This is a genomic window from Luteitalea sp., assembly GCF_022842525.1.
GTDB lineage: Bacteria > Acidobacteriota > Vicinamibacteria > Vicinamibacterales > Vicinamibacteraceae > Luteitalea.
Genome location: NZ_JALHPM010000080.1, coordinates 1 through 15212 on the forward strand (window position 1 = coordinate 1; position 15212 = coordinate 15212).

Consider the following 15212-nt stretch of genomic DNA (forward strand, 5'->3'; position numbering starts at 1 on the left):
CTAGTCGAGCGCCGCCTCGAGGCCCTGCGCGTGCACGCCGGGCCCGCCCGCGAGGGCACGGTCGAGGCCGTCCATCAGGCGCGCGTGGCCTCCCGACGCCTCCGGGAAGTGGTCCCGGTGCTGGGCCGGGGGCTGGACGACATCACGCTCAAGCCGCTGCGCCGGGCCCTGCGTGACATGACCCGGGCACTCGGCCCCGTCCGCGAACTCGACGTCGCCCTGGGCATGGTCGCGGCGCTGCCGCTCGAGACGCCGGACGCGCAGCGCCTGCGGACCGCCTGGCAACGACATCTCGACGGGCAGCGCCGCGAGCCCGTCCGGGCGCTTCGCACGGCCCTGTCCGCCGACCGTCGCCGCACCCTGGTCCGCGACCTCGAGCGCTTCGCGGCGGTGCGGGCGGCGTCCGACGATCAGACCTGGCGTGACGCGCTGGCGCGCCGCCTCGCCGATCGTGCCGGCACCCTGCGCGCGCACATCGTGCGGACCGGCATCCGCTACCAGCCCGGGCCCCTGCACGAGGTGCGGATTGCCGCCAAGCAGCTCCGCTACGCGCTCGAGATCACCGCGGAAGCCGGGCTGGCGCGGCTGGTCGTCCCCTTGCGCACGCTGAAGCAGGCGCAGGACGCGCTCGGGCACCTGCACGATCTCGACGTGCTGCTGACCCGGCTGCAGGCGGTGCCTGGCGCCGCGCCGGGCGAGGCGCTGCAACACGCGGCCGCCGCGGCGATTGCCGAACTGGAGCGCGAGTCGCAGGCCCTGCACGGCCGCTACCTCCGCTCGCGTCAGGCCCTGCTGCGCGTCATCGACACGACCCTCGCCGTGCTCGTGCCGAGGGTGCGGCCGCCCGCGCCCCCTCGGAGCCGGAAGGCGCACCATGCCCGCTGAGTTCGCCCTCCTGCTGGTACGTCACGCGATCGCGGAGGACCGCGGCGCGGCCTGGCCCGACGATGCAGAGCGGCCGTTGAGTCGTGAGGGCGTGCGCAAGTGGAAGCGGTCGGCGCGCGGGCTGGCGCGCCTCGCGCCGTCGGCCGACTTGCTGCTGTCCAGCCCACTGACGCGGGCGTTTCAGACGGCCGAGATCCTCGGCAAGGCGATGTCGCCGTCGCCCCGGGTCCAGTTGTTCCCGGCGTTGCGACCCGACACGCGGCCAGGCGCCACGGTGACGGCGCTGCGGGCGCTGGCGCCGACGGGCACCGTGGTACTGGTCGGCCATGAACCCATGCTGGCGGAACTGGCCGCCCTGCTGTTGCACTTGCAGGGGCCGCTCGAGTTCCGCAAGGGCGCGGCCATGCGCCTCACCAGTCAGGGGCTCGGGACGCGCGGGCCGGCGCGCCTCGACTGGTTCGTGACGCCGCGCATCCTGCGCGACCTCGCGGGGACGCCGTGAGGCGCGCGCGTCAGCGCACGCTCACCGTCCAGACGTTGCCCGAGAAGCTGGCGAACTCGTAGACGAGGCGGTCGCCCTGCGGCGACCACTCGGGATTGCGCACGTAGTTGTGCTGTTCGCCATACGTCGTCAACTGCCGGAGGTCTGCGCCGTCGCGCGCGACCGACCACACATTCCAGCGTCCATCGCGGGCGCCGGCGAACGCGAGCCGGGTGCCATCGGGCGACCAGCTCCGGACCCAGGCCTGGTCGACGTCACGAGAGACCTGCGCCAGGGTGCCGCTGGCCAGGTCGGCCACGTACACCTGCGCGTGTCCATCCTTCCAGACGTCGAGGGCCAGCTGCCGCCCGTCGGGCGACCAGGTGGGGAACGCCGCGCCGTCACCGAGGCGTGCGACGCGGGTGTCCTGGCCACCGGCGATCGTCCGCACCCAGACCTCGAGCTGTCCTTCCGCGGAGCGCGTGTAGGCCAAACGGGTCCGATCCGGAGAGACGCGCGGGCGCAGCAGCGTGTGGTCGCCATCGACCAGGCGCGCGACGTCCTCGACCTGGCCATCGGCGATCCGCAGCGCGCGAAGGGCGACGGCTTCGCCCTCGCCCGTTTCGAAGTACACGTGCTGGCCGTCACGACTCCAGGCCGGGTCGCGTGCGTCCAGTGGCCCCTTGAGCAGGGAGGACAGGCTGCCGCGTGCGAGGTCGAGCAGCCAGACGCTCGGCGGAGCCCCCGCCGTCTGCCGCTCGAAGGCCACTCGTGCGCCGTCGGGGCTGAACGACGGGCGCCGGGCACTGCGCACGGCATCGGCCGCGACGCTGATCGACGGACCAGACGGCACACCATCGCGGTGCAGGGGCAGGCTGCGCAGGCCGCCGAGCGTCGCCATCGCGACGTAGGCCACCTGGTCGCCCCTCGGGTGGACGGCCACGTGGCGCACGTCGAGTTCGCTCGGTGGCAGGAGCAGTTGCGGCGCGCCTGCCGCCGCCCCGCGAGACGTCAGGGGCAACGTCCACAAGTCGAAGTGGTCGTCCATCCGCACGTAGTAGACGGCGCGGCCATCGGGCGCCATCACCGCGTCGAGGGCGCGCGCGCCGGCGTCCAGCACCTGCGTCAGCGCGCCGCTGTCCAGGTCGACGCTCCAGAAGACCGTCGTGTCGAGGCGCTGGCTCGCAAAGAACAGCCGGCGTCCGTCCGGGAACCACGTCGGCCTGACGTGACTGCCTTCGGGGCGCCAGCCCTGCGTGGCCCGGCGCGGCGTGCCGCCACCGGCCTCGACGACCCACAGACTCGAGGGGCCGAAGGTCTCGAACGCGGTGGCGCTCGGCTCCGTGTACGGCGCGCCCTGGAAGGCGATGCGGGTGCCATCGGGCGACCACGCGGGACGCGACCCGAAGCGGCTGATCTGGGTCGGCGGGCCGCCCGATCGCGCCATCACCCAGATGCCGCCGCGGCCGGACGAATGGTAGGCCAGGCGTGACCCATCCGGCGACCAGGCCGGATGCACGTTGTGCTGCCCGTCACTGGTCAGCGCCAGGCGGTCGCCGCCGGCGGCCAGGTCGCGCACGAAGATCTCGAAGCGGCCCCCGCGATCACTGGCATAGGCGATGGCCCGCCCGTCCGGCGACCACGCGGGGAAGGCGTCGAGCGCCGGTGACGAGGTCACCTGGGTGCGCACACCGACGACCGGCGCGGCGGCGGGCCTGGGTGAGGTGGCCTGGGATCGCCACGCCAGGAAGATGGACACCAGGGCCAGCGCGGCGAGCCCGGCCGCCCAGAAGGGGTGGGCGGTGGCGGCGGGCACGGGCGTCTCGGCCGTCGGGTCGAGCCGCACGCGCTCGATCATCGGCACGGCCTCGGCGAGCGGGTCGGTCGGCGTGGGCGCAGGGGAGGGGCGGCCCTGAGGCGACTCGGCGGCGTCGGCAGGGCCCGTCTGCCGGGTCACCGGCACGATCAGACGATAGCCGCGCGTCGGCACGGTCTCGATGTAGCGGGAGTCGCGGGCCGAGTCGCCGAGCACGCGGCGGACCTGGGCGATGACCCTGGCGACGGCGTTGTCGGTGACGTAGACGCCGGCCCAGACACGGTCGAGGACCTCCTGTCGGGTGACCAGCGCGCCACTCCGCGAGGCCAGGAGGACCAGCAGATCGTAGGCCTTCGGCTCCAGCGCGACAGGCGTACCGGCCTTCAGGACGCGTCCGGCCCTGAGGTCGATGATGACGTCATCGAACTGAAAAGAAAGGACTTCCTCGTTCATCATTGAAACATCACATCAATCCGATCACTTCCGTCACCGATTCGAGGGCGGACGGGTTTCATAGTAGGACCTTCATGCCGAACCCCACCGTTCCCCCCGCCTTTCCCCAGGCGGCTCGCCCGGGGCTCTTCTCGGCGCCGCGCCAGGACGTGCTCGCGTCCCTCGTGGTGTTCCTGATCGCCATCCCTCTCTCGCTCGGGATCGCCCTGGCGTCCGGGGCGCCGATCATGGCCGGCCTCATCGCCGGCATCGTCGGCGGCATCGTGACCGGACTCATCGCCGGCGCTCCGTTGCAGGTCACCGGACCGGCCGCAGGCCTGACGGCCATCGTCTTCGGCCTGGTCGAGCAATTCGGCGACTGGCGCCTCGTCGCGGCAGCGGTGGTGATCGGGGGACTCATCCAGATCGTCCTTGGTCTGTCGCGGATTGCGCGCTTGTGCCTCGCGGTGTCGCCGGCCGTCGTGCACGGCATGCTGGCCGGTATCGGCATCACCATCGCGCTGGCACAGTTGCACATCATCCTCGGCGGGGCCCCCGAAAGTCAGGCCCTCAAGAACCTGCTGGCCCTGCCGGCGCAGCTGGGCGACTTGCACGCGCCCGCCGCGTTCCTCGGTCTGGCCACCATCGCCCTGCTGCTGGCCTGGCAGTGGGTGCCGCGCCCGCTGTCGGCGGTGCCGGCCTCGCTGGTGGCCGTCATGACGGCCACCGGCGCGTCCGTCCTGCTGGGCCTCGATGTCGAGCGTATCAATCTTCAGGGCGGGTTTGGGGCCGGATTTCAGTTTGCGGTGTGGCCGGGGGCGGACCTGCTGGTCGCGGTGCTGGTGGGCGGCATCACGATCGCCGCGGTCGCGAGCGTGGAATCGCTGTTGTGCGCGGTGGCCACCGACAAGCTGCACACGGGGCCCCGCGCCAATCTCGATCGCGAACTGGTGGGGCAGGGCCTCGCCAACACCGTGTCGGGCCTGCTCGGCGGGCTGCCGGTCACCGGCGTCATCGTCCGGTCGTCGGCCAACATCCAGGCGGGCGGGCAGACGCAGCTCTCCGCCATCCTGCACAGCATCTGGATCCTGCTGTTCGTGCTGTTCCTCGGCTGGGGCATCGAGCTCATCCCGCTGTGCGTCCTGGCGGGCCTGCTCGTGCACGTCGGCATCCGGCTCGTCAACGCCCACCACATTCGCCGGCTGCTCACCTTCGGCGAGGCGCTGGTGTACTTCGTGACCGTCGGGGGCGTCATCGTGCTGGGCCTGCTGCCCGGGATCGGCCTCGGGCTGGCACTCGCCGTGCTGCTGCTGCTGCGTCGGCTCTCGTACACCAACGTGCAGGTCGAGGGCACCGAGGGCAAGTACCACGTGCGCATCGGCGGCTCGATGACCTTCGTCGGCATCCCGCAGCTCTCGGCGGCGCTGCAGGCCATTCCGCCGGGCACGCAGGTCGACGTCGACCTGATGGTCGACTTCATGGACCACGCGGCGTTCGAGGCCCTGCACGACTGGCGGGTCAGCCATGAACGACTCGGCGGCACGGTGGACATCGACGAACTGCACGAGGCCTGGTATGCCAACGCGGCCAAGGGCACGCCGCACTTCGCCAAGTCGCGCATCGATGGGCTGCTGGGCGCGCTGCGTCGGCGCAGCCGCGCGAAGACGTCGATGGCCACCACGGCGCTGACCACCGAGCCGCTGCTGCAGGGTGCCGCGGCCTTCAATGCCACGACGTCGCGCGACGTCAAGCCGCTGCTGAGCCATCTCGCCGACGTCGGACAGACGCCGCAGGCCCTGTTCATCACCTGCGCCGATTCGCGCATCGTCCCGGCCGACCTCGTCAACGCGGATCCGGGCGACATCTTCGTCCTGCGCAACATCGGCAACATCGTGCCGGCCTGGACGGGCGATCCCGGTGCCGACGACTCGGTCGGCTCGGCCATCGAGTTCGCCGTGGACGTCCTGAACGTCCACAGCATCGTGGTCTGCGGACACTCCGAGTGCGGGGCGATGAAGGCGTTGCTGGGCGACCACGACGCCCTGGGTGGCTCCCTCGGGCGCTGGCTGGCCCACGGGACGTCGGCGTTGCGGCGCCATGAGGCCGCCCCGGCCCACCCGCAGTCGACGTCGCCCCACAACTCGCTGGCTCGCACCAACGTCGTCGAGCAGGTCGAGCGACTGCAGACCTATCCGTCGGTGCAGCGCGCCGTCGCCGACGGGTCCCTGCGACTCTACGGCTGGTTCTTCGACCTCAAGCGGGCGAAGGTCACCGTGTGGGATCACGCGGCGGGGCAGTTCGTGGATGCCGGCGCCGAGGCGCAGACGCTCGAGCCGCCCGTCCGCAGGCCCGCGTAGCTAGACGATCGTGCCGGGGGCGACCGTGGCCCCCTTGGGGACGATGATGATGCCTTCGCGGATGAAGTACCCGTTGCCATCCGCTTCCTGGACCCCGGCGCTGTTGACCAGGCGCGCGCCATCGCCGACGCGGGCATTCTTGTCGACGATCACCCGGTCCAGCACGACGTCGCGCCCGATGCCCAGCGGCACGCTCGACTCGTCCTGGTCGCGGCTGTAGTAGTCGGCGCCGAGCAGGACCGAGTTGGTGATCCGTGCGCCCGGACGCACCTGCGTGCGGATGCCGACCACGGCGCGGTCGACGTGGCAGGAGTCCAGCGCACAGCCCTCGGCGACCATGGCCCGCGTGATCGTGCATCCCTGCAACGTCGAGCCGGCGAGGAAGCGCGGCCGCGTGTAGACCGGGGCGGCCTGATCGTGAAACGTGAACGCCGGCGTCGGGTCGGTGAGCTTCAGGTTGGCCTCGAAGAACGACCCGATGGTGCCGACGTCCTCCCAGTACCCGCGATAGAGGAAGGCCCGGACGCGGTGGGTCTGGATGACCGACGGGATGATCTCCTTGCCGAAGTCCACCGCGTCGGCATATTGCTCGAGGGCGTCGAGCAGGACCTGCTTGGAGAAGACGTAGATGCCCATCGACGCGATGAAGGGGCGTTGGGGGGAGATCCACGACGCCACGCGGCTGTCCTTCGGCACGCTCTGCCCGATTTGCCCCAGACGTTCGAGATTCGGCTTCTCCTCGAACCCCGAGATCTGCCCGCTGCCATCGAAGAGAAAGATCCCCATCTGCGTCGAGGTCTCGGGGTCACAGGGTTGCGCGGCGATCGTGACGTCGGCGTCCTGCTCGATGTGATCGGTGATCAGCTCGCCGAGATTCATCCGATACAGGTGGTCGCCGGCCAGGATCAGGATGTGGTCGGCCTGCATCGAGTGGAAGTGGCGCCAGGCCTGTCGCACGGCATCGGCCGTGCCCTGGAACCACGACGTGCTGTCCGGGGTCTGCTCGGCGGCCAGGATGTCGACGAAGCCCTGCGAGAAGTGATCGAGCCGGTAGCTCTGGGCGACGTGGCGATTGAGCGAGGCGGAGTTGAACTGCGTCAGCACGAAGATGCGGCGCAGGTTGGCGTGCAGGCAGTTGCTGACCGGCACGTCGATGAGGCGGTACTTGCCGCCGATCGGCACGGCGGGCTTGGAACGCGTCCATGTGAGCGGGAAGAGGCGGTTCCCGCGGCCACCACCCAGAATCAGGGTCAGCACAGAATGCATGGTGCCCTCACCTTAGTTCCGTGTCCCGTGGAAGGCAAGCCGGTGCGGACGGGCCACGGGGGGCAGGCGGGCAGGGGGGCACAGGCGCGTTTGTTTACGTGGAATTTACAGGGACCCCCTCCACCTCAGGGATATGATGTCGGTCCCTTCGCTCGGCGCGAAGGCCCTGCGCGACGGTCCTCGTCCATGCGTCTGCCTCCCACGGTTGGCCCCAGCACCCAGGATCGTGCGCAACACGGACGACGGCCGTCGGCCAGTCCAGGAGAGTAGTGTGGCTCGATTCAGCCTGATCCCGAAAGATGGTCGCTTCTTCGACGATTTCATCCTGCTTGCGCAGGAGATCCGCAAGGCCTCGGACGTCCTCGTCGACATGTTGTCCGGAGACAGCCCCCGCTGGGCCGCTGCCGACGAACTGAAGGCGCTCGAACACCAGTGTGACCAGGTCGCGCACGACGCGCTGCACCGCCTCAACAAGACGTTCGTCACCCCGCTCGATCGCGAAGACATCCACACCCTGATCCTCTACCTGGACAACGTGATGGACATGATGGACGCGGCCGGCGGCTGCGTGCGTCTGTACCGTGTCCAGACGCTCAGGTACGGCGCCCGCGAACTCGCCGTGGTCATCCAGCAATGCGCGCAGCAGATCCTGCTCGCCACGCAGAAGCTCGAACGGCGTCAGGGACTCGAGGAGCACGTGGTCGAGATCAATCGCCTCGAGAACGAGGCCGACCAGATTCACCGCGAAGCGATCGGCCGCCTGTTCTCCGAGGAGCAGAACGCCATCGAGGTGATGAAGTGGAAGGAAATCCTCGACCTGCTCGAGCGCGCCACCGATGAGTGTGAGGACGTGGCCAACGAGATCGAGGGCGTCGTGGTCAAGTACGCCTAGGCTCGACCTGACCTCATGGATGCATCGCTGCTGGTCGTCATCGTCCTGATCCTGCTCGCCCTGGCGTTCGATTACATCAACGGGTTCCACGATGCGGCGAACTCCATCGCCACCGTGGTCTCCACCCGCGTGCTGACGCCCGGGCAGGCCGTCGTCTGGGCCGCGTTCTTCAACTTCGTGGCGGCGTTCGCCTTCGGCACCGCGGTGGCCAAGACCGTCGGCGCCGGCATGGTGGACCTCAACATCGTCACGTTCGCGGTGATCGGCGCCGGGCTCACCGGCGCCATCGTGTGGAATCTGATCACCTGGTACTACGGCCTGCCGACCAGTTCGTCCCACGCGCTGTTCGGTGGGTACGGCGGTGCGGCGGTGGCCAAGGCCGGCCTGCCGGCCATCCTCTGGTCCGGATGGACCAAGACGCTCGTGTTCATCGTCGTCGCGCCGCTGATCGGCCTCGGCGTCGGGCTCGCGATGATGACGGCGACGTTCTGGCTGTTCCGCAAGACCGCGCCGGCACGCGTCGACATGCTGTTCAGGCGCCTGCAACTGCTGTCGGCGGCGCTCTTCAGCCTGATGCACGGCGCCAACGATGCGCAGAAGACCATGGGCATCATCACCGGCGTGCTGTTCACGGCCGGCTACCTCACGACCTTCGACGTGCCGTTCTGGGTCGTACTGGCGGCGCACGCGGCGATTGGGCTCGGCACGCTGTCGGGCGGCTGGCGCATCGTGCGCACGATGGGCACCAAGATCACCAAGCTGGCGCCAGTCGGGGGATTCGCCGCCGAGACCGGGGCGGCGGTGGCCATCCTCGTCGCCACCCTGATGGGCGTGGGCATCAGCACCACGCACACCATCACGGGCTCGATCGTCGGCGTCGGCGCCACGCGCCGACTGTCGGCCGTGCGCTGGGGCGTGGCCGGGCGCATCGTGTGGGCCTGGGTACTCACCATCCCCGCCGCGGCATTCGTCGGGGCGAGCACGTACTTCCTGCTGTCGCTCGCCGGCGCCAAGTAGCGCCGGCGCGTGCGGGCCTGGCCCTCGGCCTTGGGCCTTGGGCCTTCGGCCTTTCCCCTTCGGCCTTTCCCCTTCGACCTTTCCCCTTCGGCCTTCGAACGGGCCCTGAGCCCAGAGGCGAGGGCCGTGCGTGTTGAGCCCTGAGCCTTGAGCCCTGAGCCTTCCTCAGGCTTCCACGAACTTGTACCCGAGTCCGACCACGGTCTCGATCTGTTCGCCGGCGCTCCCGAGCTTGGCGCGCAGGCGACCGACGTGCACGTCCACCGACCGCGTTTCGATCTGCCGGTCGTAGCCCCACACGCGCTCGAGCAACCGGTCACGTGACAGTACGCGATTCCGGTTCTCCACCAGGCACTGCAGCAACTCGAACTCGCGGCGGGTCAGTCGCACCGGCTGCCCCTCCACCTCGATGGCCACCGCCTCGAAGTCGGCCGTCAGCACCTTGCCCCGATAGACGCGGCTCGGCGCCTCGTCCTCCGGCATCATGTGCGGCCGGCGCAGCACGGCGCGCACGCGCGCGGCCAGTTCCCGCAGGCTGAACGGCTTGGTCACGTAGTCGTCGGCGCCGAGGTCCAGGCCCGAGACCCGATCGATCTCCGTCGCCCGCGCCGTCAGCATGATGATCGGCACGTGCTTGGTCGCGGGTCGGGCACGGAGGATGCGACACACCTCGAAGCCGGACAGCACGGGCAGGTTGAGGTCGAGGATGATCAGGTGCGGGGCCTGGGCCACCACCGCCTTGAGGGCCGCGTCGCCGCTGCCGACGGTTTCGACCTGCGTGTCCGGCTCCCGTTCGAGCGTGTGCTTGATGAGCCCGGCGATGTCGTGCTCGTCCTCGACGACGAGGATGCGTGTGATGGAGGCGGCCTGGGCGGGCCAGGACGAGTGGGTGGTGCCGTGCGGTTGAGCCAGCGTCACGCAGTGCTCCCTGTGGAGTCGTGGACCGAGACCCTGCCGGTGGTGACAGCGGTCACGGTTACGTTACGCACCCGTGGTTTCCCCGTCGTGACGCATGCGTTAAATCTGGATTACGGGACGGGCCGGCGTATAGTGCATCGCCATGGCCAGTCGTCGTCACTTCGCCAGGCAGTGCTCGTCGATCCTCGCCGGTGCGGCGCTCGCGCCGTGGTCGGCCGCCGCGGCCAGCCGCGCCGCCGTCACGCCCTCGGCCGGGTCCCTGACCGACGTCCCGGGCATCCGCGTCGGCCACGCCGTCGATCCGCGTCGGCCCACGGGCTGTACCGCCATCCTGTTCGACGGCCCGGTGACCGCGGGCGTGGACTACGACGGGTCGGCCCCGGGCGAGATGCTCGGGGTGATGCTGCAGCCCGTGAGCCCGCTCGAGCACATCCATGGCCTCCTGCTCACCGGCGGCGGGCCGATGGGTCTCGAGGCCGTGGCGGGCGTGGTCCGGCATCTGGAGGCCAACAACGTCGGCTACGACTGGGGCATCCCGAACGTGCGCATCCCCATCGTGGTCGGTGCCGTGATCGACGATCTCGGGCTCGGCGACGGCCGCATCCGGCCAGACGCCGCGCTGGCCATCCGCGCCTGCGAGACCGCCAGCACGCGCCCCGTGGCCGAAGGGAGCGTCGGGGTCGGCGCCGGCGCGACGGTGGGGAAGATGTTCCGATCGCGCGGGTTCGGCGGGATGAAGGGCGGCGTCGGCACCGTGGCCATCCGATCGGGCGACGTGGTGGTGGCGGCGCTCTGCGTCGTCAATGCCGCGGGTGACATCCTGGACGCGAAGACTGGACGCATCGTGGCGGGCGCGCGCGGGGCGGATGGCCGCACCTTCATCGACAGTGCGGCTCAGCTGCAGCGTGACCTCGACACCACGCGCCCGCGCGCCGATCGGCGCCTCGACGACCAGCCGTTTCGCGCCACCACGCTGACCGTGATCGCGACCAACGTCGCGCTCGACAAGACCAGCCTGACCAAGCTGGCGATGATGGCCAACACCGGGCCGGCCCGCGCCATCAACCCGTACCACACCAACGGCGACGGCGATCAGGTCATCACGCTGTCGACCGCGCGCATCACGCCGTCCGTCTCGCTGACCGCGCTCGGCGCCGCTGCGGCCGAGGCGGCGGCCCAGGCGATCCGTCGCGGGGTGGAGCAGGCCACCGGACTCGACGGGTGGCCCGCGATGCGCGATCTGCGCTGACGGGCCGGTATCGATCGCGCCGGCCCACTGGTAGCATGGTCGGACCGTGCCGATCGTGTCCGACAGCCTGGGGCAGCCGCTCCCGTTCCGCGAGAACCGCTTCCGCCGCGTCTTCCTGCTGGTCTTCGTGCTGGCGATCTCGGTCCTGTTCCTGGGGCTGATTCGCAGCTTCCTGATGACGATCCTGCTCGCGGCGATCTTCGCGGGCCTCGGGTATCCGCTGTTCGTGCGCCTCGTCGACGCGTTCCGCGGGCGGCGGCCGCTGGCGGCGCTGGCCACGCTGCTCGTCGGGTTCGTGGCGCTGGCGGCGCCGCTGGCCGCCGTGGCGTACATGGTCACCGTCGAGGCCATCCGCCTGAGCGAGAGCGCGCGTCCCTGGGTCGCGCGGGTGTCGGCGCAGCCGACCTCGCTGGCGCCCCTGCTCGAGCGCCTGCCGTTTGCCAACTACCTCGAGCCCTATCGCGAGCAGTTGCTCCAGAAGGCGGGCGAGTGGGTCAGTGGCCTCGGCGGCGTCATCGTCTCGTCGCTGTCCAACACCACCGTGGGCACGGTACAGGCCGTCTTCAACCTGTTCATCCTCGCGTACACGGTGTTCTTCTTCCTGCTGGACGGGCCGGAGATCCTGCACGCGCTGCGCCGTTTCCTGCCGTTGCGGGAAGGCGAGCGCGACCTGCTGCTCGACAAGTTCGTGTCCGTGACCCGGGCGACCCTGAAGGGCACGCTGGTCATCGGCGTGGCCCAGGGCACGCTGGCCGGCATCGGGTTCTGGGTCGCAGGCGTCGACCACGCCGTGTTCTGGGGCGCCATCATGGTCGTCCTGTCGGTGATCCCGATGCTCGGTGGCGCCATCGTGTGGGTGCCCGCGTGCATCGTCCTCGGCCTGATGGGCTACTGGGTCAAGGCGGTCGGCCTGGCGCTGTTCTGCGGCCTCGTGGTGGGATCGATCGACAACGTGCTGCGCCCGCGCCTGGTCGGGCGCGACACCGAGATGCACGACCTGATGATCCTGTTCTCGACACTGGGCGGCATCTTCGTCTTCGGCGCCATCGGCTTCATCATCGGGCCGATCATCGCCGCGCTGTTCCAGACGTCGTGGGAACTGTTCGGGCTGGCCTTTGCCGACAACCTGCCGCCCCCGGAGCGGCTCGAGGAGACCGTTCGGGTGAACGAGGTGCCCCCCGACCCCGCGCGCGTGCAGGACCACGACCTCGACATCGAGATGCCGTAGGTCCGCCGGTCAGCCGACCGGCATGGGCGCCCGCGCCCCTTGCGCCAGCGCCAGCAGCTTCTCGCGGCCGATCGGCGCGTCCGGCAGCACGGGGACTTGCGCGACGCGCGTCGCATGACGGGCCAGGACCTCGTCGATGAAGGGTTGCTCGCGGGCGGCCCGATCACGCAGCAGCGGGTCGGTCACGCCCGCCGCAGCGGCCACGCTCTGGTTCACCACCCACGCCCAGGGCGTGATGCCCGCCCGCACGAGGTCGGCCTGCAGATGCGCCGCTTCGTGGACCGGTGTGGCTTCGGGCAGCGTCACCAGCACCACCTTCGTGTACGTCGCGTCGCGCAGACGCGGCAGCAGGGCACGCACGGCGTCCGGCACGGCCCCCCCGGTGCGCGACACTTCCCGGTGGTAGGCCTGCGCGGCATCGAGCAGCAGCAGCGTGTGCCCGGTCGGCGCGGTGTCGAGCACCACGAAGCCCGCGGCGCCCTCGTCGACCGTGCGGGCAAACGCCCGGAACACCGCGATCTCCTCCGTACACGGCGATCGCAGGTCTTCCTCGAGCAGCGCGCGGCCCGCGTCGTCGAGATCGGGTGACGCGCTGGCCATCACCTCCGCCGTGTAGGCGCGCGTCTCCTCGACGGGATCGATCCGGGTCACACGCAATCGCGGCACGCGGCCTTCGAGCGTGGCCCCGAGATGGGCTGCGGGGTCGGTCGTGCTGAGCAGCACGTCGTGGCCGCGGGAGGCGAGATCGACGGCGATGGCCGCGGCGATCGTGGTCTTGCCGACGCCGCCCTTGCCCATGGTGAGGATCACGCCACGCCCTGTCGCCGCGCACTCGTCAATCAGGGCGGAGAGCGGTGCGCCTGGCGCCGGGACCGCATCGTGGCGCGGCAGGACCTGGTCGTCGCCGACCTGGCCGAGGGAGCGCAGGCGGTCGACACCCATCGGCGCCCACGCGCGCAGCGGGACGTCGAGGCGCGGCTGCACCTGCAACGCGGCGGGCAGCGTGTCGAGGGCCAGGCGTCCACGCTCGGCAAGCGCGGTCGCCAGCGGGTCGTCGACACCGCTCGCGTGGAAGAGGCCATTGACGATGAGGCGTTGGTGCGTGATGCCGAGCGCCGTCAGTTCCTCACTCGTCCGGCCCGCCTCCGCGAGTGGTCCCCGCTCGGGCCGCGTCACCAGCACCACCGTCGTGACCGCGCCATCGCGCAGGGCATCGAGGCTCTCGCGGTAGGTCTGCACCTTGCCTTGCAGGCCGGCCAGCGGCCCGAGACAGGAGGTGCCCGAAGTGTTGGTGTCGATGAAGCCCGTCCAGGCCGCGGGCAGGGCCAGCAGACGCAACGTGTGGCCCGTGGGCGCCGTGTCGAAGACCACGTGGTCGTGCGGGCTGCCGTCGCGGGCGCCGGCGAGGATCGACGTGAACTCGTCGAAGGCGGCGATCTCCACCGTGCACGCGCCAGACAGCTGCTCCTCGATGCTGGCAACGGCACTGGCCGGCAACAGCGCCCTGTACGGCCCGACGACGCGCTCACGGTAGGCGCGCGCGGCGGCTTCCGGATCGATGTTGAGCGCGTCGAGGCCCGACACCCCAGGGACCGGCGTCGGCTGCGACCCGAGCCGCACGCCCAGGACCTCGTCGAGGTTGGAGGCCGGATCGGTCGAGACCAGCAGCACACGTCGCCCCTGATCGGCCAGCGCGATGGCGGTCGCGCAGGCGAGCGACGTCTTGCCGACGCCGCCCTTGCCGGTGAAGAACAGCACGCGCGTGGCGTTGGCGGCGAGGGCGGCGATCGTGTCCATCAGCAGCACCCTGACCCTGGGGCGCACCCACCGGTCCCCGTCACGGAGACTCGGATGCGGGGCTTGGTGGGCGACACGCCGACCACCAGCCCACTCTCACGGGCCAACTCGTCCCGCCTCGGATACGCGCCCTGATGGCGTACCTCGCCATTGACCAGCACGACGGGCAGACAGCCGTCCCCGTGGTCGGCCAGCAGGGTGCGGACCGTCTCGTTGGTCACGAAGTCCTGGGGCACCTGGGCGAGGTTGTGACGTACCACCTCGACGCCCTGTGTCGTCAGCCACTGGACGTCGGCGGCGAAGGCCGCCAGCTGCGGGTCCACCGAAGGGCCACACACACCGGACGAACAACACAACGGTGGGTCGAAGACATCGATGCGAGTCATGAACGGTCTCCTGAGGTGGGGGCGCCGCAGCAGCCCGCCACCAGGGGCAGGCTGACGATGGGCGCCCGCCCAGTGGTGCGCACGAGTTGACGATGGTCCGCCGCGGGCTCGGGACAGTGCCGCACGGCGTGGAGCACGGCGTCCACGGCGTGGCGCACGTGCGGTTCGAGCGTGGCGGCGATGCGGTAGTGCACCCACAGCCCCTCGCGCCGCGTGTCCACCAGGCCGGTGCGCCGCAGGTAGGCGAGGTGCCGAGAGGCCGTCGGCTGCGGAATCTCGAGGCTGTCGTGGATGTGGCACACGCACACTTCCTCGTCGGCCAGCAGGGCGAGGATGCGCAGTCGCGTCGGGTCGGCCAGCGCGGCGCAGACGGTGGCGATGTCGGTGACGGTGGTGGAACGTCGGGCTCGTGGCATACGTCTCTTCGTGCGAACTGTATTCGCGTTGACAAATATACGCCTTCGCGGATACGGTGTCCATCATGCGTT

The 15212-nt window shown here is 70.5% G+C and carries 13 protein-coding genes; 7 read left to right on the top strand and 6 right to left on the bottom strand.

Going from position 1 to position 15212, the window contains the following annotated elements:
• The coding region (locus tag Q0C41_RS16370; RefSeq protein ID WP_291985315.1) for a CHAD domain-containing protein at positions 1-885 on the top strand (885 nt) is incomplete at its 5' end.
• On the top strand, positions 875-1387 hold the full coding sequence (locus Q0C41_RS16375; RefSeq protein WP_291985317.1) for a histidine phosphatase family protein: 513 nt from the start codon (positions 875-877) through the stop codon (positions 1385-1387). The genes Q0C41_RS16370 and Q0C41_RS16375, both read left to right, overlap by 11 nt.
• A 10-nt stretch (positions 1388-1397) precedes the next feature.
• Here the strand turns inward: Q0C41_RS16375 and Q0C41_RS16380 are convergent, their stop codons facing one another.
• Positions 1398-3635 carry a winged helix-turn-helix domain-containing protein gene (locus Q0C41_RS16380; RefSeq protein ID WP_291985319.1) on the bottom strand — a complete coding sequence of 746 codons (2238 nt, stop codon included), beginning with the start codon at positions 3633-3635 and terminating at the stop codon, positions 1398-1400.
• Positions 3636-3709: 74 nt separating this feature from the next.
• Here Q0C41_RS16380 and Q0C41_RS16385 point away from each other — a divergent pair, with 74 nt between their 5' ends.
• The gene (locus Q0C41_RS16385) at positions 3710-5971 is read left to right on the top strand and encodes a bifunctional SulP family inorganic anion transporter/carbonic anhydrase (protein WP_291985321.1); all 2262 of its coding nucleotides are present in this window, start codon (positions 3710-3712) and stop codon (positions 5969-5971) included.
• On the opposite strand, the gene Q0C41_RS16390 is transcribed toward Q0C41_RS16385, so the two are convergent.
• Positions 5972-7237, bottom strand: coding sequence for a glucose-1-phosphate adenylyltransferase (locus tag Q0C41_RS16390; protein ID WP_291985323.1), 1266 nt, complete (start codon positions 7235-7237; stop codon positions 5972-5974).
• Between the two features lie 271 nt (positions 7238-7508).
• Between Q0C41_RS16390 and Q0C41_RS16395 the strand changes: the two genes are divergently transcribed.
• Together Q0C41_RS16395 and Q0C41_RS16400 are read left to right on the top strand one after the other, a co-directional pair.
• Complete coding sequence (locus Q0C41_RS16395) at positions 7509-8129, top strand: DUF47 family protein (protein ID WP_291985325.1); 621 nt, start codon at positions 7509-7511, stop codon at positions 8127-8129.
• Positions 8130-8144: 15 nt separating this feature from the next.
• Complete coding sequence (locus Q0C41_RS16400; RefSeq protein WP_291985327.1) at positions 8145-9146, top strand: inorganic phosphate transporter; 1002 nt, start codon at positions 8145-8147, stop codon at positions 9144-9146.
• Between the two features lie 165 nt (positions 9147-9311).
• Here the strand turns inward: Q0C41_RS16400 and Q0C41_RS16405 are convergent, their stop codons facing one another.
• A complete protein-coding gene (locus Q0C41_RS16405; RefSeq protein WP_291985330.1) occupies positions 9312-10064 on the bottom strand; it encodes a response regulator transcription factor in 753 nt (250 codons plus the stop codon).
• 142 nt (positions 10065-10206) lie between these two features.
• Here Q0C41_RS16405 and Q0C41_RS16410 point away from each other — a divergent pair, with 142 nt between their 5' ends.
• Positions 10207-11313 carry a P1 family peptidase gene (locus tag Q0C41_RS16410; protein WP_291985332.1) on the top strand — a complete coding sequence of 369 codons (1107 nt, stop codon included), beginning with the start codon at positions 10207-10209 and terminating at the stop codon, positions 11311-11313.
• Between the two features lie 46 nt (positions 11314-11359).
• A complete protein-coding gene (locus tag Q0C41_RS16415; RefSeq protein ID WP_291985334.1) occupies positions 11360-12541 on the top strand; it encodes an AI-2E family transporter in 1182 nt (393 codons plus the stop codon).
• Positions 12542-12550: 9 nt separating this feature from the next.
• Here the strand turns inward: Q0C41_RS16415 and arsA are convergent, their stop codons facing one another.
• Genes arsA through Q0C41_RS16430 form a run of 3 tightly spaced genes read right to left on the bottom strand, consistent with a single transcriptional unit; the run spans position 12551 to position 15140 of the window.
• Positions 12551-14338 carry an arsenical pump-driving ATPase gene (gene arsA, locus Q0C41_RS16420; protein ID WP_291985337.1) on the bottom strand — a complete coding sequence of 596 codons (1788 nt, stop codon included), beginning with the start codon at positions 14336-14338 and terminating at the stop codon, positions 12551-12553.
• On the bottom strand, positions 14338-14724 hold the full coding sequence (gene arsD, locus Q0C41_RS16425) for an arsenite efflux transporter metallochaperone ArsD (protein WP_291985339.1): 387 nt from the start codon (positions 14722-14724) through the stop codon (positions 14338-14340). The genes arsA and arsD overlap by 1 nt, the downstream gene beginning before the upstream one ends.
• Positions 14721-15140, bottom strand: a complete 420-nt coding sequence (locus tag Q0C41_RS16430) for a metalloregulator ArsR/SmtB family transcription factor (RefSeq protein ID WP_291985341.1) — start codon at positions 15138-15140, stop codon at positions 14721-14723. The genes arsD and Q0C41_RS16430 overlap by 4 nt, the downstream gene beginning before the upstream one ends.
• Positions 15141-15212 lie beyond the last annotated feature (72 nt).

Bases quoted from the DNA above. Each gene is read 5' to 3' on its own strand.
- Q0C41_RS16375 (WP_291985317.1), top strand. From the start codon at position 875: ATGCCCGCTGAGTTCGCCCTCCTGCTGGTACGTCACGCGATCGCGGAG.
- Q0C41_RS16380 (WP_291985319.1), bottom strand. From the start codon at position 3,635: ATGAACGAGGAAGTCCTTTCTTTTCAGTTCGATGACGTCATCATCGAC.
- Q0C41_RS16385 (WP_291985321.1), top strand. From the start codon at position 3,710: ATGCCGAACCCCACCGTTCCCCCCGCCTTTCCCCAGGCGGCTCGCCCG.
- Q0C41_RS16390 (WP_291985323.1), bottom strand. From the start codon at position 7,237: ATGCATTCTGTGCTGACCCTGATTCTGGGTGGTGGCCGCGGGAACCGC.
- Q0C41_RS16400 (WP_291985327.1), top strand. From the start codon at position 8,145: ATGGATGCATCGCTGCTGGTCGTCATCGTCCTGATCCTGCTCGCCCTG.
- Q0C41_RS16410 (WP_291985332.1), top strand. From the start codon at position 10,207: ATGGCCAGTCGTCGTCACTTCGCCAGGCAGTGCTCGTCGATCCTCGCC.
- arsA (WP_291985337.1), bottom strand. From the start codon at position 14,338: ATGGACACGATCGCCGCCCTCGCCGCCAACGCCACGCGCGTGCTGTTC.
- arsD (WP_291985339.1), bottom strand. From the start codon at position 14,724: ATGACTCGCATCGATGTCTTCGACCCACCGTTGTGTTGTTCGTCCGGT.
- Q0C41_RS16430 (WP_291985341.1), bottom strand. From the start codon at position 15,140: ATGCCACGAGCCCGACGTTCCACCACCGTCACCGACATCGCCACCGTC.